This window comes from Pseudomonas sp. TH32, assembly GCF_016650855.1.
Classification (GTDB): domain Bacteria; phylum Pseudomonadota; class Gammaproteobacteria; order Pseudomonadales; family Pseudomonadaceae; genus Aquipseudomonas.
In genome coordinates this window covers 4686858-4704694 of the sequence record NZ_JAEKFA010000002.1, presented here as the reverse complement: position 1 = coordinate 4704694, position 17837 = coordinate 4686858, and the positions used below count along the sequence as shown (strand labels likewise).

Below are 17837 nucleotides of genomic sequence, written 5' to 3'. Positions count from 1 at the left end.
TCCTCTCCAGCGAGGATGTGATGCGCCGACGCGCCACCTTGCTGCAGCGCATGCACATTGATGGCCCGCTGCTGATCCTGCTGCTGACCCTGGCGGCCGGCAGCCTGTTCGTCCTGTATTCGGCCAGTGGCAAGAACTGGGACCTGCTGATCAAGCAAGCGTCCTCGTTTGGCCTGGGCCTGTTGTCGATGGTGGTGATCGCCCAGCTCGAGCCGCGCTTCATGGCGCGCTGGGTGCCGCTGGGTTATGTCGCCGGCGTGTTGCTGCTGGTGGTGGTGGACGTCATGGGCCACAACGCCATGGGCGCGACCCGCTGGATCAATATCCCGGGGGTGATCCGCTTCCAGCCGTCGGAATTCATGAAGATTTTGATGCCGGCGACCATCGCCTGGTACCTGTCAAAACGCACATTGCCGCCCCAACTCAAGCACGTGGGCATCAGCCTGATATTGATTGGCGTGCCGTTTATCCTGATCGTGCGCCAGCCCGACCTCGGCACCTCGCTGCTGATCCTCGCGGGCGGTGCGTTCGTGCTGTTCATGGGTGGGCTGCGCTGGCGCTGGATCCTCAGCGTGCTGGCCGCCGCCGTGCCGGTGGCCGTGGCGATGTGGTTCTTTTTCATGCACGACTATCAGAAGCAGCGAATCCTTACCTTCCTTGATCCGGAGAGCGACCCGCTGGGCACCGGCTGGAACATCATCCAGTCCAAGGCGGCCATTGGTTCCGGCGGTGTATTCGGCAAGGGCTGGCTGCTGGGCACCCAGTCGCACCTGGACTTTTTGCCGGAAAGCCACACCGATTTTATTATCGCGGTGATGGGGGAGGAGTTCGGCCTGGTGGGCATCTGCGCACTGTTGCTGATTTACTTGCTGCTGATCGGTCGTGGCCTGGTGATTACCGCCCAGGCGCAGACGCTGTTCGGCAAATTGCTCGCCGGCAGCCTCACCATGACGTTTTTTGTTTACGTTTTCGTCAACATCGGTATGGTCAGTGGCCTGTTGCCGGTGGTTGGGGTGCCGTTGCCGTTCATTAGCTACGGCGGAACTTCGCTGGTGACATTGATGTCAGCGTTTGGGGTTTTGATGTCGATCCATACCCATCGTAAGTGGATCGCACAGGTTTGAATAAGGTGAAGATGTCAATGCAAGTAATGCGCGGCTGGGCGGCTCGGCACGTGTCCTGGATGGGCCTGCTGGGCCTGCTGGGAGCCGCTGTGCAGGAAGCGCAGGCCGGCGACTATGACGGTTCGCCCCAGGTCGCCGAGTTTGTCGGTGAGATGACCCGTGACTATGGTTTCGCCGGTGAACAACTGATGGGCGTGTTTCGTGAAGCCCAGCGCAAGCAGGCGATCCTCGACGCCATCTCCCGGCCCGCCGAACGCGTAAAACAGTGGAAGGAATATCGCCCGATGTTCCTGACCGACGCCCGCGTGGCACGTGGCGTGGACTTCTGGCGCCAGCACGAAGCCGTGCTGGCCCGTGCCGAGCAGGAGTACGGCGTACCGGCTCAAGTGATCGTGGCAATCATCGGCATCGAAACCTTCTACGGACGCAATACCGGCAGCTACCGGGTGATCGACGCGCTGTCGACCCTGGGCTTCGATTACCCGCCGCGCGCCGAATTCTTCCGCAAGGAGCTGCGCGAGTTCCTGTTGCTGGCCCGCGAAGAACAGGTCGACCCGCTGACCCTCAAGGGCTCCTATGCCGGGGCGATGGGTTTGCCGCAGTTCATGCCCAGCAGCTTTCGCGCGTACGCCGTGGACTTCGACGGTGACGGCCATATCAATATCTGGAGCAACCCCGATGACGCCATCGGCAGTGTTGCCAGCTACTTCAAGCGTCATGGCTGGGTAGCCGGCGAGCCGGTGGTGATCCGCGCCGAGGTGACGGGTGACCGCGCCGACGAAGGCCTGACCCAGGGTATCGAGCCGGCCAGGACGGTCGGGGAGTTGCGGGCGCTGGGGTGGTCGAGTCAGAATGCGCCACGCGATGATATGCCGGTGACGGCGTTCCGCCTCGAAGGCGAGAACGGCCCGGAATATTGGATGGGCCTGAAGAATTTCTACGCAATCACGCGTTATAACCGCAGTGTGATGTACGCCATGGCCGTGCATCAGCTGTCAGACATGCTGGTCCAAGCACGGGGCGTCAAGTAATGCCGGTATCACCGATGTACAAACCCCTGAAGCTGGTGGCATACGCCGCATTGTCGTTGTTGGTGGTCAGTTGCTCCACCAGTCGTGCACCGGTGCAAAAAGCCGGTGGCACCGCCATCCGCTCCCAGCCGGGGCTGGACATCAACCGCGCCCACAAAGACGGCGCGCCGTGGTGGGATGTGGATGTTTCGAAAATCCCGGACGCCACGCCGACCCTGCACACCGGCCCTTACAAGGCCAACCCCTATACCGTGCTGGGCAAAAACTACTTCCCGCTGCAAGACTCCAAGACCTACGTGCAATCGGGCACGGCGTCCTGGTACGGGACCAAGTTCCATGGCCAGAACACCGCCAACGGCGAAGTGTATGACCTGTACGGCATGAGCGCGGCCCACAAGACCCTGCCGCTGCCCAGCTACGTACGCGTGACCAACCTGGACAACAACCGCACGGTGATCCTGCGGGTCAATGACCGTGGGCCGTTCTATTCGGACCGGATCATCGACTTGTCCTACGCCGCCGCGAAGAAACTCGGGTACGCCGAGATCGGCACGGCGCGGGTGAAGGTGGAAGGTATCGACCCGGCCCAGTACTGGGCCCAGCGTGGCAAGCCGGCGCCGTTGATGCTCAACGAGCCGCAGACCCCACAACCGCAAGTGACCGCATCCGCCGGCAAGATCGAGCAGTGGACACCGCCACCGGCGCAGCACGCCCCCGACACTGTCGTCGTACCGCATGCCGCACCGGGGGCTTCCACCGTGGGCGGGCAGTACCTGCAAGTGGGCGCTTTCGCCAACCCGGACGCGGCAGAACTGTTAAGGTCCAAGCTCAGCGGGATGGTCAGCGCGCCGGTCTTCATCAGCTCTATTGTGCGTAACCAGCAGACCCTGCACCGTGTGCGCATGGGCCCGATCGGTTCGCCGAGTGAAGTGGCGCAAGTACAGAACAGTGTGCGCATGGCCAACCTGGGGCAACCCAGCGTGGTCACCGCCGAATAAGCAAGACAAAGGATTGATGGCTCAGGCTCGCACGCGGGTTTGAGCCCTGGTTGTTGGCTCGTTGAACAATAAAAAACCCAGGGGCAAGGGGTGGGCGTACAACCGAACACGCGACAGTCTGGCGACGGGCTGTCTGAATAGTTTTGCCCGCGAGGGCAAGTTTCCATAAGCAATTTCGAGAGACGGATGAACATCACCACCTTAGCCAAACGCACGTGCCTGCTTCTTTCGCTGATCATCACCCCTGCCGCCTGGGCGGTGGAAATGGTGCCGGCTTCACCGCAACTGGCCGCCAAGGCCTGGGTGCTCATGGATGCCGCCAGCGGTAACGTGCTGGTGGAGAACAACGGTGACCAGCGCCTGCCCCCAGCCAGCCTCACCAAGCTGATGACTGCCTACATCGCGACCCTGGAAATCCGTCGCGGCCAGATCGGTGAAAACGATCCGGTCACCGTCAGCGAAAACGCCTGGCGTACCGGCGGTTCGCGGATGTTCATCAAGGTGGGCTCGCAGGTAACGGTCAGCGACCTGCTGCACGGCATCATCATCCAGTCCGGCAACGACGCCAGCGTGGCTCTGTCCGAGCACATCGCCGGCAGCGAAGACGCGTTCGCCGACATGATGAACAAAACCGTGGCCGACCTGGGCATGACCAACAGCCACTTCATGAACCCGACCGGCCTGCCGAACCCGGAGCACTACTCGTCGGCTCACGACATGGCGATCCTGGCCCGCGCGATCATTCGTGTCGACCCGGTGCACTACGCGATCTACTCCCAGAAAGAGTTCTTCTGGAACAACATCAAGCAGCCTAACCGCAACCTGTTGCTGTGGCGTGACAAGACCGTCGATGGTCTGAAAACCGGCCACACCGAAGAAGCCGGCTACTGCATGGTGTCGTCTGCTGTCCGTGACGGCCAGCGTCTGATTGCCGTGGTGTTCGGTACCAACAGCGAGCAGGCCCGTGCGGCCGAGACGCAGAAGCTGCTGACCTATGGCTTCCGTTTCTTCGAAACCCAGACCTTCTACCAGAAAGGCACCGAGCTGGCTCAAGCCCCTGTGTGGAAAGGCGCGACTCATCAAGTCAAGGCCGGCCTGGCTGAAGACCTGACCCTGACCATGCCAAAAGGCCAGCTCAAGAAGCTCGCTGCCAGCATGACCATGAACCCGCAATTGGTCGCACCGATCGCCAAGGGCGATGTTATCGGTAAGGTCGAAGTGAAACTGGACGACAAAGTGATCCACAGCGCCGACCTGATCGCTCTGGACGCCGTCGACGAAGGTGGTATCTTCCGACGCGTGTGGGATAGCATCCGTCTATTCTTCTACAGCTTGTTCAACTGATAGTGTGCACCTGCATGACCTCGCGCTGATCCGGCGCGGGGTTATGCCCGTCGCCACGGCTTACGCTTACGAGGCCGTTACGCCATGACCGATACCGAAGTAAAGGCGCCAAAGATCGAATTCCCAAACGTGGACTATCCCGTCAAGGTGATCAGCGATACGGGTGTGGGCAACAAAGACAAGATCATCGAGATCGTCAAGAAACACGCAACGATCAACCATGACCGTGTGGATGAGCGTCAAAGCACCAACGGCAAGTACACCACCATTCAGTTGCACATCGTGGCGACTGACCAGGACCAGCTCTACAACATCAATAGCGAACTGCGGGCTACCGGCTTCGTGCACATGGTGTTGTGATGTCACAGACCCTGGGCTTTCGCGAGCTCGGCCAAATGGCATACGAACCGGTGTGGCACGCCATGCAGCGGTTCACCAACGAGCGTGGCACCGAAGCCCCGGATGAGATCTGGCTGGTGGAGCACCCGCCTGTTTTCACCCAGGGCCAGGCCGGCAAGGCCGAGCATTTGCTGCTGCCGGGAGAAATCCCGGTGGTGCAGGTCGACCGCGGCGGGCAGGTGACTTACCATGGCCCAGGCCAATTGGTGGCTTATCTGTTGCTGGACGTGCGCAGGCTGGGTTTTGGCGTGCGTGAGCTGGTGAGTCGCATGGAGTCATGCCTGATCGAGCTGCTGGGCAGCTACGGCGTGACCGCAGCCGCCAAGCCGGATGCACCGGGGGTTTACGTAGATGGTGCGAAAATCGCCTCCCTGGGCCTGCGGATTCGCCACGGTTGTTCCTTTCATGGCCTGGCCCTGAACGTGGACATGGACCTGGCGCCGTTTCGCCGGATCAATCCCTGTGGCTACGCCGGTTTGGCGATGACCCAGTTGAGCGATCACGCAACACCACTAGAATTTGCCGAGGTAAGTGCCCGGCTGCGCGCGCAGCTCGTCAAACACCTCGACTATGCTGAGCAGACGACCCTAACGGGCGGAATCGACTGATTATGACTACTGATGCAGTGCAAACCATGATCCCGACGCTGGATATCACCGAGCGTCCGGCCCCGCGTGCCAAGGTGGAAGCCGGCGTCAAGCTGCGCGGCGCCGAGAAGGTTGCACGCATCCCGGTGAAGATCATTCCGACCACCGAACTGCCGAAGAAACCTGACTGGATTCGCGTGCGCATCCCGGTTTCGCCGGAAGTCGACCGCATCAAGTCCCTGCTGCGCAAACACAAGCTGCACAGCGTGTGCGAGGAAGCGTCCTGCCCGAACCTGGGCGAGTGCTTCTCCGGTGGCACCGCCACCTTCATGATCATGGGTGACATCTGCACCCGTCGTTGCCCGTTCTGCGACGTCGGCCACGGCCGGCCGAAGCCACTGGACGTCAACGAGCCGGAAAGCCTGGCCATCGCCATCGCCGACCTGAAACTCAAGTACGTGGTGATCACCTCGGTTGACCGAGACGACCTGCGCGACGGCGGTGCCCAGCACTTTGCCGACTGCATCCGCGAGATCCGCAAGCTGTCGCCGAACGTGATGCTCGAAACCCTGGTCCCGGACTACCGTGGCCGCATGGACGTAGCACTGGAAATCACCGCTGCCGAGCCGCCGGATGTGTTCAACCACAACCTGGAAACCGTACCGCGCCTGTACAAGGCCGCGCGCCCGGGTTCGGACTACCAGTGGTCGCTGACCCTGCTGCAGAAATTCAAGCAGATGATGCCGCACATTCCGACCAAATCCGGCCTGATGCTGGGCCTGGGCGAAACCGACGAAGAAGTCATCGAAGTCATGAAGCGGATGCGCGAACACGACATCGACATGCTGACCCTCGGCCAGTACCTGCAGCCGTCCCGCAGCCACTTGCCGGTACAGCGCTTCGTGCACCCCGACGTGTTCGCCTGGTTTGCCGAAGAAGGCTACAAGATGGGCTTCAAGAACGTCGCTTCCGGCCCGCTGGTACGTTCCTCGTACCACGCCGACGAGCAGGCGAAACTGGTCAAGGCCAGCCTGGTGTCCTGATGCCGACTGTGGGGGCGGGGTTTCCCGCTCCCACTGCTACACCCTCTTTTTCCGCATCCGGCGGCTGATTCCTCCTCTTCTGTTTGCAACCATTGCTGTTTAGAGTGCCTTGGGCAATCCACACGAGGAGAACCATGGATGACGACTCAATTGACCACTTGTGCGGTACCTGCGCTGCGCGCCGAAGGCGTGATCGGGCTGATTGCCCCTGCCGGGCCGGCCGAGCTGGATATCGACAAGGCCACGCAATGGATGCGTGCCCGGGGCTACACACTGCGGGTTTTCCCGGGTGTGGGGCAGCGTGATGGCTACCTGGCCGGCAGTGATGACGTACGCCTGAATGACCTGCACGCCGCATTCGCCGACCCGGCCATCGACGCGATTTTCTGCCTGCGGGGCGGCTACGGCACGCCGCGCCTGCTGGACCGCCTGGACTTTGAACTGCTGCGGGCCAACCCCAAGCCATTTGTAGGCTACAGCGATATCACCGCGTTGCACCTAGCGATCAATCGTTATGCCGGTTTCGTCACCTTTCACGGGCCGATGTTCAACGCCGACCTGTTGGGTGAAAAGCAACAGCCGACCGAATCTTCACTGTTCAGCATGCTGCGTGGCCAGGTGAAGGCGGGCAGCCAGCTGACCCACCCGGTGGCCTACCCATTGACCACCGTCGAGCCAGGCATCGCCTGCGGGCTGTTGCTGGGCGGCAATCTATCGATGATCGCAGCCGTGATGGGCACGGCGTTCGAGATTGATGCCGAGGGCATCATTCTGTTTATCGAAGACATCAACGAGCCGCTGTACCGAATCGACCGGTTGCTCACCCATTTGCGCCTTGCGGGCAAGTTGGCTCAGGTCGCGGGTGTGGTGGTGGGGGATGTGGCCGGGGTTGATAGCGTTGCGCTTGAACGACTGCTTAAGGAGACCTTCGAGCCACTGTGCATTCCTGTGCTGGCCGGCTGGCGCAGCGGGCATTGCAACCCGAACCTCACGTTGCCGATGGGCGCGAGGGTGCGGCTGGATGCGGGGGAGAAGCGGTTGGTGTTGGAGCAGGATGTGGTGTTTAAAGCCTGAGCCTTCTGTTGCTTCTGAAGGCCTCATCGCAGGCAAGCCAGCTCCCACCTTTGATCGCGTTGTTAGTGATATACGCGGTCAAGGTGGGAGCTGGCTTGCCTGCGATGGCGGTAGCGGCCGTACAGTAATCTAGCGGCTCTGCAACGACTCGAGCAGCTTCACCGTCGGATACCCATCCGCCGGCCAGCCCAGGGACTGCTGCGCAGCACGAATCGCCTTGCGGGTATTGGCGCCGATGATGCCGTCCGGGTTGCCTGCGTCGTAACCATTGGCGCTGAGCACCGTCTGCAAGTCAATCCGCTGTGAACGCGTCAATGGCAGCTCGTCTTTCGGCCAGCTTCCACGAATCACGCCTCCGCCCCCGAACCTTTCCGACAACAAGCCCACCGCCAGCGCGTAGGACGATGAGTTGTTGTACTTGAGGATCGCGCGGAAGTTATCCAGCACCAGGAACGCCGGGCCACGATAGCCGGCCGGCAGCAGCAGGGCTGCGGAAAGCTGGTTTACGTTGGCCGGGACGCTGGCGCCAGGTGGCACCTGGATCCCCAGTGTCAACCACTCGCCAACGGTTTTGCGCACGCTGCCATCGGCCAGGGCGTAATCAAAATTCAACGGCAGTTGCTGCACCTCAAAGCCCCACGGCTGGCCTTTCTGCCAGCCGGAGCTTTGCAGGTAGTGCGCGGTGGAGGCGAGGGCGTCGGCCGGGCTGTTCCAGATATCGCGGCGGCCGTCACCGTCGAAGTCCACCGCGTGGGTGTTATAGGTGGTCGGGATGAACTGGGTCTGGCCCATGGCCCCGGCCCAGGAACCTTTCATCTGGTCGGCGGCGATATCACCGTGCTGGATGATTTGCAGCGCCGCCAGCAGTTGCGCTTGAGCGAACGCCGGGCGACGGCCCTCATAGGCCAGGGTCGCCAGGGAGCGGATCACCGAGTTGTTGCCCTGGAACTGGCCGAAGTTACTCTCCATGCCCCACACCGAGACCAGTGCCTGGCGGTCGACGCCATAACGGTCCTCAATGCGCTGCAGAATGTCGGCGTATTTCACCAGCAGCGCCTGGCCATTGCGCACGCGCAGCGGCGACAGCGCGCCGTCGAGGTATTCCCACACCGGGCGGGAGAACTCAGGCTGGCTGCGGTCGGCGCGGATCACCGCCATGTCGGGTACGACATTGGCAAACGCAGTGTCGAACACCTGTGGCGTGATACCGGCCTTCAAGGCTTCCACGCGAAAGCCCGCCTGCCATTCGGCAAAGGTCTGGGTTGGCTGGATATCAAGATTGTCCACCGCCAGTGGTGCAACGACGGCAGGCGCAGCTACCGGTGCAGTCTGGAGCGGGGGCAGGGGTTGGGCATCGGCGGCGGTAGGTTTTTCTGCGCAGGCGACTAACAGAATGAGGCTGGAGGCAGCGATCAGTTGGCGAAGGTGCCAACGACGGGAAAGACTAGAGGGCATGCACAGGTCCAGGGAATACGAATCAGGTACAGACCTTATCATGCCAGAGGGGCGCTTGCCTTCAGGCAGCCAGAAAGTAAGAAGCCTCCCAGCTATTAGACTGGAAGGCTTCGCGGCGGTAGCTGCCTTTGCCCTTGCCGGCGCGTTCCTGGCGACTGCGGAACAACGGCTGGGCGATGATGGATTTGGCCTTGTTGGGGCCATGCTTGGATGGCTTTTTGCTCATGATGGTTACTCTTTGACGGGTTGATGATGCGGTGCGAATCATCTGCCGAAGTTTGGATTCTGTCCAGCCCAGCGACGCGTAGGACTATTCAGCAGGCAACGCCAGGCGCTGTCCTGACATCAAAAGTGACAAACGACTCAGGCTCATCCATGGCGATCCGGCGGCCTGGCCTTTGATCTGCGCGTCAATGCGCTGGGCTTCCAGCAGCAATTGCGCCCAGCGTTGCGCCGAGTGCCGTTGCAGGGCTTTGCTGATCAGCGGTTTGCGCTTGTCCCACACCGGTGGTCGCGCCTGGCTGAAGGCCTTGTCCAACGGGATGCCCTGGCTGTATTGCAGGGCAATATTGGCCAGCAGGCGCAATTCCCGGGCCAGGGCCCAGAGAATGACCGGTGGCTCGACGCCTTCACCGCGCAACCCCTCGAGCATGCGCAGGGCGTGGGCAGGTTCGCCGTTCAGGATCGCGTCCACCAGGCCAAACACGTCAAAGCGTGCGCTGTCAGCCACGGCGCCTTGTACGGTTTCGACAGTGATCTGGCCACCTTCGGCCATCAGCTTGAGCTTTTCGATTTCCTGGGCGGCGGCCAACAGGTTGCCTTCCACTCGCGCCGCGATCAGCTCTACCGCGTCATGACTGGCGGTCAGCCCGGATTGGGACAGGCGCTGGCGAATCCACTGTGGCAATTGCCCGCTGTCCACCGGCCAGATCTGCATGAACTGGGTCTGAGCCCCTTCAACCAGCGCCTTGCCCCACTTGGTTTTCTGCGCGCTGCCATCGAGCTTGGGCAGGCTGATGAGCAACAGTGTGTCTTCAGCCGGGCGCGCACAGTATTCCATCAGTGCCGCCGCGCCCTTGTCACCCGGCTTGCCCGAAGGCAGCCGCAGTTCCAGCAGGCGTTTCTCGGCGAACAGCGACATGCTCGCCCCGGCCTGCAGCAGCGTACCCCAGTCGAAACTGGCGTCGGCGCTGAACACCTGGCGCTCATCGAAGCCCTGTTGGCGGGCGGCCGTGCGAATCGCGTCCGCAGCCTCCTGGCACAGCAGCGGGTCATCACCGCTGACGATGTAGACGGGCGCAAGGCTGCCTTGCAGGTGCTTGGCGAGTTGGGCGGGGGCAAGTTTCATAGGCAGGGCGAACGGGGCGCTTGGGGCGCCCCGTCTGGCTTACTCGGCTGGGACTTCGACAGGCGATTGTTTCGGCTGGCTGTTTTCATACTCTTGCGCCGCTTTCAGCGCATCGGCATCCGCCTTGGCCTTGGCATCTGCCGTTTGCTGCAGCTTATCCAATTGCTCCGGGGTGATCAGTTGCAGGCGCAGAACCATGCGCTGCACCAGTTCACGACGCATTTCCTTGCGCACCTGGGTGACTTCGGAGTCCGAACCCACCAGGTTGTTGCCGTCGTGGCTCACGACTTTCTGCACCACGATCTTGTCGCCCATCAGCGGCAGGTGGTCGTGGCCCTGGATTTCGAAGTAGAGCGTGGTGCTCAGTTCGACGTCCGAAGAGCGCCCGGCACTGGCGTAGCTGAGGTTACGCTGGTCTTCTTTTTCGTCCGCCAGGTTCAGTTTGTAAGCCGCGCCTGAATAGACTTTGACGCCACTGCTTTCCAGGACCTGGCGCAGCTGTTTTACCGTCTCGCCGTAGGAGTTGCGGGCGGTGACGTCGAGTTCCTTGAGCGTCAGTTCGGTGTGGTTGGTGCCGCGCAGCTGGAAGCCACAAGCGCTCAGTAGCACGGCAAGGCCCATAACCAGCAGATTGCGTTTGATCATTTTGATGCTCCCCTTGAAACCATGTGGGCCTTATCGAGGCCCTGGAGGTTTTGTTCGGCGCCAGGGTATGCCCTGGCGCCCGATCCGATTAGCTAGCGACGATATTGACCAGTTTGCCGGGCACCACGATCACTTTGCGGATCGTCAGGCCTTCGGTGAAGCGCAGCACGTTTTCGTTGGTACGGGCGGCGGCTTCGACGTCTTCACGGCTGGCGCTGGCCGGCATGTCGATCTGGCCGCGCAGCTTGCCGTTGACCTGAATCACCAGTTGCAGCGTGTCCTGTACCAGGGCGCTGTCATCCTGTACCGGCCAGCCGGCATCGATGACTGCACCGCTGTGGCCCAAACGGCTCCACAGTTCGTGGCTGATGTGCGGCGTGATCGGCGCCAGCAGCAGGGTGACCGTTTCCAGGCCTTCCTGTACCAGTGCGCGGTCCTGTTCGGTGGCCTGCGGCGCTTTTTCCAGCACGTTCATCAGCGTCATCACCTGGGCGATGGCCGTGTTGAATTTGTGGTGCTGGCCCACGTCCTGGCTGGCCTGGCGGATGGCCAGGTGGGTGCTGCGGCGAATGGTTTTTTGCTCATCGCTCAAGGCGGCAACGTCCAGTTTGCCCGGCAAGCCCTGGCTGACATGGGCGTGCGCCAGGCGCCAGACGCGCTTGAGGAAACGGTGCGAACCCTCGACACCGGAGTCGGACCATTCGGCGCTCATGTCTGGCGGCGAGGCGAACATCATGAACAGGCGGCAGGTGTCTGCGCCGAACTGATCGATCATCGACTGTGGATCGACGCCGTTGTTCTTCGACTTGGCCATCTTCTCGGTGCCGCCGATTTCCACCGGCAGGCCGTCGGAGATCAGTTTTGCGCTGATGACCTTGGCCTTGCTGTCACGCACCAGTTCGACATCGGCCGGGTTGAACCAGGTGTAGGCGCCATTGGCTTCGCGACGGTAATAAGTCTCGGCAATCACCATGCCTTGGGTCAGCAGGTTCTTGAACGGCTCGTCGGAGCTCACCAGGCCTTCGTCGCGCATCAGCTTGTGGAAGAAGCGCGCGTACAGCAGGTGAAGGATGGCGTGTTCGATACCGCCGATGTACTGGTCCACCGGCAGCCAGTGGTCGGCCGCGGATTTTTCCACCAGGCCGCCTTCATAGTGTGGCGAGGCGTAGCGGGCGTAGTACCACGAGGACTCCACGAAGGTGTCCATGGTGTCGGTTTCACGCTTGGCCGGGGCACCGCATTTCGGGCAGGTGCATTCGTAGAACTCAGGCATGCGCGCCAGGGGCGAGCCGGCACCGTCCGGCACCACGTCTTCCGGCAGCACGACCGGCAGTTGGTCTTCCGGCACCGGCACGTCACCGCAGGTTTCGCAGTGGATGATCGGGATCGGGCAGCCCCAGTAGCGCTGGCGGCTGATGCCCCAGTCACGCAGGCGGAACTGGGTGCGCGAGGCACCGAGGTTTTTCTTGATCAGGGCTACTTCGATGGCGTCGAACGCGCCTTCGAAATCCAGGCCGTCGAACTCGCCGGAATTGATCAGGGTGCCGTGTTCGTTGTACGCGTCCTGCCACGGAGCCGGGTTGGTGTCGCCCGAGCTGGTGCGCACGACGGACTTGATCGGCAGGTTGTATTTCACGGCGAATTCGAAGTCGCGCTCGTCATGCGCCGGCACAGCCATTACTGCGCCATCGCCGTAGTGCATCAGCACATAGTTGGCGACCCACACCGGCAGTTTCTCACCGGTGAGCGGGTGCTCGACGAACAGCGAGGTCGGCAGGCCTTTTTTCTCTTGGGTGGCGACGTCGGCTTCGGCGACGCTGCCGCCTTTGCATTCGGCGATGAACGCCTGCAGCTCAGGGTTGTTCTGTGCGGCCTGGGTGGCCAGCGGGTGTTCGGCGGCCACGGCGACGTAGGTCGCGCCCATCAGGGTGTCCGGACGGGTGGTGAAGACTTTCAGTACGCCTTCTGCGCCGATGGAATCGACGTTGTAGGGGAACTGCACTTCCATGCCACGGGACTTGCCGATCCAGTTGCGCTGCATGGTCTTGACCTGCTCGGGCCAGCCCGGCAAATCGTCGAGGCTCGACAAGAGTTCATCCGCGTAGGCGGTGATCTTGAAGTAGTACATCGGGATTTCGCGCTTTTCGATCAGCGCGCCGGAACGCCAGCCGCGGCCGTCGATCACTTGTTCGTTGGCCAGCACGGTCTGGTCCACCGGGTCCCAGTTGACGGTGCCGCTCTTTTTGTAGATCACGCCTTTTTCGAACAGGCGAGTGAACAGCCATTGTTCCCAGCGGTAGTAATCAGGCTTGCAGGTGGTCACCTCGCGGGACCAGTCCACCGCCAGGCCCAGGCTGCGCAGCTGGGTCTTCATATAGGCGATGTTTTCGTAGGTCCACTTGGCGGGCGCTACGTTGTTCTTCATCGCGGCGTTTTCCGCCGGCATGCCGAAGGCGTCCCAACCCATGGGTTGCAGGACGTTCTTGCCCAGCATGCGCTGGTAGCGGGAGATTACGTCGCCGATGGTGTAGTTGCGCACATGCCCCATGTGTAGCTTGCCGCTGGGGTAAGGGAACATCGATAGGCAATAGAAAGTTTCCTTGCCTGGCTGTTCACTGACTTCAAAGGACTTTTGCTCATCCCAGAACGACTGGGCGGCATTTTCTATTTCACGGGGCTGATATTGTTCGTGCATGGCTACTTTTGAACTGAATAGGGGTGGCCTAATCCTCTTCGGTGCAACGTTCAGGTTGATCGACACCAAAAAGCGGCGCGTCCGTGCCCAAACCCTGCGGGAAGTGGAGTTACAGGAAGCGCCGTAGCATACATGACCCCACTCTATCGAGGGAAACCCTGATTGCGCCGCCAAGGCCGTTGGTCGCGGCGTCAGGCAGGCAGGGCCAGCAGGACTACGCTGTTTAGTGGGGAGTGAGTCTTATCTTCAATGAGGTGAGGGATGGTTGATTCGCAGCGAACTTTGACGAAACCGCAGGTGTACGAAGGACTGATCGACCGTTTGGGTCGAGCACTGGATGCAGCAAAAACCTCTGGCCGATTGTGTGATGAACGGCCTCTGGAGTTGGAACTGCGTGGCTTGAGCCAGGCAGAGCTGGAAGTGATCAGGGCGTATCTGGCGTTAAATGAGCATCGCGCGCCCCATGGCATGGCCTCCCCGCCAGCCCAGGAGTTTTCGCAGTCGGCCAAGGTGGTATGGCTCAAGGATTTATCGGCCGGTCGCAGCCCGGAAAAACTCCGGTCCGTGCGTTTCAAGTGAAGCACCGCGTTATCTGTAGCCTTCTCAGCGTGTGTTCTTGTAAAGATTGTCGCTAAACCCCGTTACACCTTAGGCTTCGGGCATCTTTGGAGATGCCCGATGCCTATTCGTTATTTCATTAAACAATTGCTGTTGCCGCCCGGCATTCTTTTGCTGTTGCTGGCCCTTGCCTGGTGGTTTCGTCGCAGCCGTCCGCGCCTCGCGGCGGTGTGCTTTGCGCTGGGGTTCGGCGGGATGTGGTTGATGAGCCTGCCGGTGGTGGTGGAGTGGGGGGCAAAAGCACTTTCGACCGAACCGCCGTTGCCGCGTGACGAATGGGCGACCCTGGCGCAGCGGGCTGATGCCATCGTGGTATTGGGTTCCGGGCGTGAGCGCGGGGATCTGGCATGGGGTGCTGATCAGCCGACCGGTATCGGCCTTGAGCGTCAGCGCTATGCCGCGCGACTGGCAAAAGCTTCAGGCTTGCCGGTGCTGACCACCGGTGGCTTGCACTACGGCACGCCGCCCAGCGAGGCGGAACTGATGGCGGTGTCGATGCAGGATGACTTCGGCGTGAGCGTGCGCTGGAAGGAAGAACGCAGTCGTACCACGTGGGAAAACGCACAGATGAGTGCCGAGATACTGTTGCCGCAGGGCATCAAGCGGGTGGTGGTGGTCACTCACGCTGCGCACATGCCGCGCTCGCGCTGGAGCTTCGAAAAGGCCGGGTTCACGGTGGTTCCGGCGCCGGTGGGCTTTATGGGGGTAGACAATGCCCGGCCATTGGGTGGCTGGATGCCGGAATTCAAGGCGATATGGCAAAGCGGGCAGTTGCTGAATGAAGCGGTGGGGCAGGTGGGTTACCGGTTGTTTTACCGATAACCCACAGGCGCCATTCCTACACGGTCTTGGACATCCGCCCGGCCAGCAAGGCCCAGCCGAACAGGCCAAGGCACAGGATGATCAACGGCCACGACCGCCATTGCAGGTACGGCGTGAGGTTGTGCATCGGCACCACCTCGCCGTAGAGAATCCCCCGCTCAAACTGCGGGATCTGCACGGTGATCTGCCCGTACGGGTTGATCAGGCCGGTGACCCCGTTGTTGGTGGCGCGGATCATCCAGCGGCCGGCTTCCAGGGCGCGCATCTGGGCCATCTGCAAATGCTGCAGCGGGCCGATGGAGCGGCCGAACCAGGTGTCATTGCTGATGGTCAGCAACAAATCGCTGCGGGCTGACAGGCCGGCGGCGAATTCCGGGTACACCACTTCGTAGCAAATGAACGGCGCAATCTGATAGCCCTTGGCCTGCAACAGTGCCTGGTCGGCCGGGCCGCGGGCAAAGTCCGACATCGGCAGGTCAAAGAACGCGATCAAACCGCGCAACATGTCCTGCAACGGTACGTACTCGCCAAACGGCACCAGCTTTTGCTTCAGGTAGGTGCCGTCGCCTTCACCCACCACAGTGATGCCATTGAAGAAGCGCTTGTGGTGGTGCACTTCCTGGCGGATCGGCACGCCGGTGATCAGCGCGGTGTGCCGGTCAGCGGCGAACTTGCCCATCATGCCCAGGTAGCCTTCGACGGACTCCTTGAGTACGGGCACGGCGGTTTCCGGCCACACCAGCAGGTCGACGGGCTTGGAGGTAAAACTCATGTCACGGTACAGCGCGAGCTGGGCATTGAGCTGCTCGGGGTCCCATTTCATGCTTTGTTCGACGTTGCCCTGGACGGCCGCCACCGTCAGCGGTGCGCCAGCCGGGGTCGTCCAGGCGTGATGCTTGAGTGCCAGGCCGATGGCCCATGGCGCCACCAACAGCAGCAAGCCGGCACCGATGAACAGGTTGCGCTTGCCTGCCAGCAAGCGTGGCAGGTTGAAGATCAATGCGGCAGTCAGCGCCAGGGCAAAGGAAATCAGCCACATGCCACCCAGTGGTGCGAGACCGGTGAGGGGGCCGTCGAGCTGGCTGTAGCCGGAATAAAGCCATGGAAAGCCGGTGAGGAACCAGCCGCGAAACGCTTCCTGGCCCACCCACAAGGCCGCGAAGGCCAGGGCATCGGCCAATGGCGCTTCGTTGCGGCGCAGCCAGCGCGCCCAGAGCCAGGCGGGCAGGGCAAAGAACCAGGCAATTGCCGCGGTAAACGCCAGCATCAACATGCCCGCCAGCAGCACCGAAGCGCCGCCGAAATGATGGATGCTGTAGTAGATCCAGCTGGTGCCGGCGCCAAACAGGCCGAAGCCGAAACACCAGCCGCGCCATAAGGCCTGGCGCGGTGTCAGCTCACGCAGTCCCGCATAAAAGAAACCGGCCGCCACCAGCGCAAACGGCCAGAGATCGAACGGCGCCAGCGCCAGGGTGGTGATGGCACCGGCCACCACGGCCAGCAGGTTACCGGGCCAGCCGGGTGCAATGATACGGCGCATGTAGGGGTGGGTCATCAGCTATTTCCTGTGTCGCGCCGGCCTGCTGTGGCGCAGGGCAAGGCGCGAGGAGTGTGGTTTGGTTTTTCCAAATGAACGACGAGTAACGCAGCCCTGCACCACAGCAGGCCGGCCCTTCGGGTTGCCCCTGAGAGCCGGCCATGCTGCGTTGCAGGCCTTGGAAAGGGAGCGCCATTCCCTGCGGCCTGCGCCTTGCCTGGCCGGCTCTCAGGGGCAACGCGACACAGGAAATAGCTGATGACCCACCCCTTCCTTAGCGGGCAATAGGTGTCAGGCGAATCAGGTGGATCCGGCGGCTGTCGGCATTCAGGATGCGGAAGCGATAGGCACCGATCTCGGTGGTCTCGTTACGTTTTGGCAGATGCCCGAACGCACTCATCACCAGGCCGCCGACGGTGTCGAATTCATCGTCGGAGAATTCGCTGTCGAAGAACTCGTTGAAGTTCTCGATCGGCGTCAGGGCCTTGACCAGGAAGTCACCGCTGGGCAGCGGCTTGATATAGCTGTCTTCTTCGACATCGTGTTCGTCCTCGATGTCGCCGACGATTTGTTCCAGCACGTCTTCGATGGTCACCAGGCCGGCAACGCCGCCGTATTCGTCAATCACGATGGCCATGTGATTGTGGTTCGCACGAAATTCGCGCAGCAGCACATTCAGGCGCTTGGATTCGGGAACGAAGGTGGCAGGACGCAGCAGGTCCTTGATGTTGAAGCTGTCGCCGTTCTCCTTGAGGATCAGCGGCAGCAGGTCCTTGGCCAGCAGGACGCCCATGACGTCGTCATGGCTTTCGCCGATCACCGGGTAGCGCGAGTGCGCGGAGTCGATGACGGCCGGGAGGAACTCCCGAGGGGTCTGGGTCGCCTTGATGCTGACCATCTGCGAGCGCGGAACCATGATGTCCCGTACTTGCAGGTCAGCCACCTGGATGGCGCCTTCGACGATGGCCAGCGCTTCGCTGTCCAGCAACTTGTTCTGATGTGCCTCGCGCAGCAGCTCCAGCAGCTCCTGGCGATTTTTCGGCTCGTGGGCAAAGGCCTGGGTGAGTTTCCCCAGCCATGACTTTTGCCCGTTGCTCGATCGGTCTTCGCTCATAGC

The 17837-nt window shown here is 61.6% G+C and carries 17 protein-coding genes; 10 read left to right on the top strand and 7 right to left on the bottom strand.

Annotation, left to right across the window (positions count from 1 at the left end; genetic code table 11):
- The first annotated feature begins 20 nt into the window (after positions 1-20).
- The 8 genes from rodA to JFV30_RS25185 all read left to right on the top strand — a co-directional run bounded on the left by rodA (position 21) and on the right by JFV30_RS25185 (position 7600).
- Positions 21-1124 carry a rod shape-determining protein RodA gene (rodA, locus tag JFV30_RS25220; protein ID WP_050543221.1) on the top strand — a complete coding sequence of 368 codons (1104 nt, stop codon included), beginning with the start codon at positions 21-23 and terminating at the stop codon, positions 1122-1124.
- 17 nt (positions 1125-1141) lie between these two features.
- The gene (gene mltB / locus JFV30_RS25215; protein ID WP_010174785.1) at positions 1142-2155 is read left to right on the top strand and encodes a lytic murein transglycosylase B; all 1014 of its coding nucleotides are present in this window, start codon (positions 1142-1144) and stop codon (positions 2153-2155) included.
- Positions 2155-3153 carry a septal ring lytic transglycosylase RlpA family protein gene (locus JFV30_RS25210; protein WP_201125450.1) on the top strand — a complete coding sequence of 333 codons (999 nt, stop codon included), beginning with the start codon at positions 2155-2157 and terminating at the stop codon, positions 3151-3153. Before mltB ends, JFV30_RS25210 begins: the two co-directional genes overlap by 1 nt.
- 186 nt (positions 3154-3339) lie before the next feature.
- On the top strand, positions 3340-4497 hold the full coding sequence (locus JFV30_RS25205) for a D-alanyl-D-alanine carboxypeptidase family protein (RefSeq protein ID WP_010174787.1): 1158 nt from the start codon (positions 3340-3342) through the stop codon (positions 4495-4497).
- Positions 4498-4581: 84 nt separating this feature from the next.
- Positions 4582-4857, top strand: coding sequence for a DUF493 domain-containing protein (locus JFV30_RS25200; RefSeq protein ID WP_003215438.1), 276 nt, complete (start codon positions 4582-4584; stop codon positions 4855-4857).
- A complete protein-coding gene (lipB, locus tag JFV30_RS25195) occupies positions 4857-5504 on the top strand; it encodes a lipoyl(octanoyl) transferase LipB (RefSeq protein WP_010174788.1) in 648 nt (215 codons plus the stop codon). The genes JFV30_RS25200 and lipB overlap by 1 nt, the downstream gene beginning before the upstream one ends.
- A 2-nt stretch (positions 5505-5506) precedes the next feature.
- The gene (gene lipA, locus JFV30_RS25190) at positions 5507-6526 is read left to right on the top strand and encodes a lipoyl synthase (protein WP_029616063.1); all 1020 of its coding nucleotides are present in this window, start codon (positions 5507-5509) and stop codon (positions 6524-6526) included.
- A 138-nt stretch (positions 6527-6664) separates the two neighbouring features.
- Positions 6665-7600: a S66 peptidase family protein gene (locus tag JFV30_RS25185; protein WP_201125449.1), complete on the top strand. Its 936-nt coding sequence runs from the start codon at positions 6665-6667 to the stop codon at positions 7598-7600.
- A 129-nt stretch (positions 7601-7729) separates the two neighbouring features.
- Here the strand turns inward: JFV30_RS25185 and JFV30_RS25180 are convergent, their stop codons facing one another.
- The 5 genes from JFV30_RS25180 to leuS form a co-directional block, all read right to left on the bottom strand.
- Entirely contained in the window at positions 7730-9055 is a 1326-nt protein-coding gene (locus JFV30_RS25180) for a lytic murein transglycosylase (RefSeq protein WP_029616064.1), read from the bottom strand.
- A gap of 61 nt (positions 9056-9116) precedes the next feature.
- Complete coding sequence (gene arfA, locus JFV30_RS25175; protein WP_003176285.1) at positions 9117-9281, bottom strand: alternative ribosome rescue factor ArfA; 165 nt, start codon at positions 9279-9281, stop codon at positions 9117-9119.
- A gap of 84 nt (positions 9282-9365) precedes the next feature.
- Positions 9366-10403 (bottom strand): DNA polymerase III subunit delta, encoded by a 1038-nt coding sequence (gene holA / locus JFV30_RS25170; RefSeq protein WP_169386375.1) that lies wholly within the window; start codon positions 10401-10403, stop codon positions 9366-9368.
- 39 nt (positions 10404-10442) lie between these two features.
- Positions 10443-11048 (bottom strand): LPS-assembly lipoprotein LptE, encoded by a 606-nt coding sequence (locus JFV30_RS25165; RefSeq protein ID WP_201125448.1) that lies wholly within the window; start codon positions 11046-11048, stop codon positions 10443-10445.
- An 88-nt stretch (positions 11049-11136) separates the two neighbouring features.
- Positions 11137-13743: a leucine--tRNA ligase gene (leuS, locus tag JFV30_RS25160; protein WP_201125447.1), complete on the bottom strand. Its 2607-nt coding sequence runs from the start codon at positions 13741-13743 to the stop codon at positions 11137-11139.
- Between the two features lie 261 nt (positions 13744-14004).
- On the opposite strand from leuS, the gene JFV30_RS25155 reads away from it, so the two are divergent.
- Together JFV30_RS25155 and JFV30_RS25150 are read left to right on the top strand one after the other, a co-directional pair.
- A complete protein-coding gene (locus JFV30_RS25155; protein ID WP_010174795.1) occupies positions 14005-14322 on the top strand; it encodes a hypothetical protein in 318 nt (105 codons plus the stop codon).
- A gap of 99 nt (positions 14323-14421) precedes the next feature.
- Positions 14422-15183, top strand: a complete 762-nt coding sequence (locus tag JFV30_RS25150) for a YdcF family protein (protein WP_201125446.1) — start codon at positions 14422-14424, stop codon at positions 15181-15183.
- 16 nt (positions 15184-15199) lie between these two features.
- Here JFV30_RS25150 and lnt read toward each other — a convergent pair whose 3' ends face one another.
- Positions 15200-16723 carry an apolipoprotein N-acyltransferase gene (lnt, locus tag JFV30_RS25145; protein WP_201126240.1) on the bottom strand — a complete coding sequence of 508 codons (1524 nt, stop codon included), beginning with the start codon at positions 16721-16723 and terminating at the stop codon, positions 15200-15202.
- 271 nt (positions 16724-16994) lie between these two features.
- Positions 16995-17834 carry an HlyC/CorC family transporter gene (locus JFV30_RS25140; protein ID WP_003215451.1) on the bottom strand — a complete coding sequence of 280 codons (840 nt, stop codon included), beginning with the start codon at positions 17832-17834 and terminating at the stop codon, positions 16995-16997.
- Positions 17835-17837: the final 3 nt, after the last annotated feature.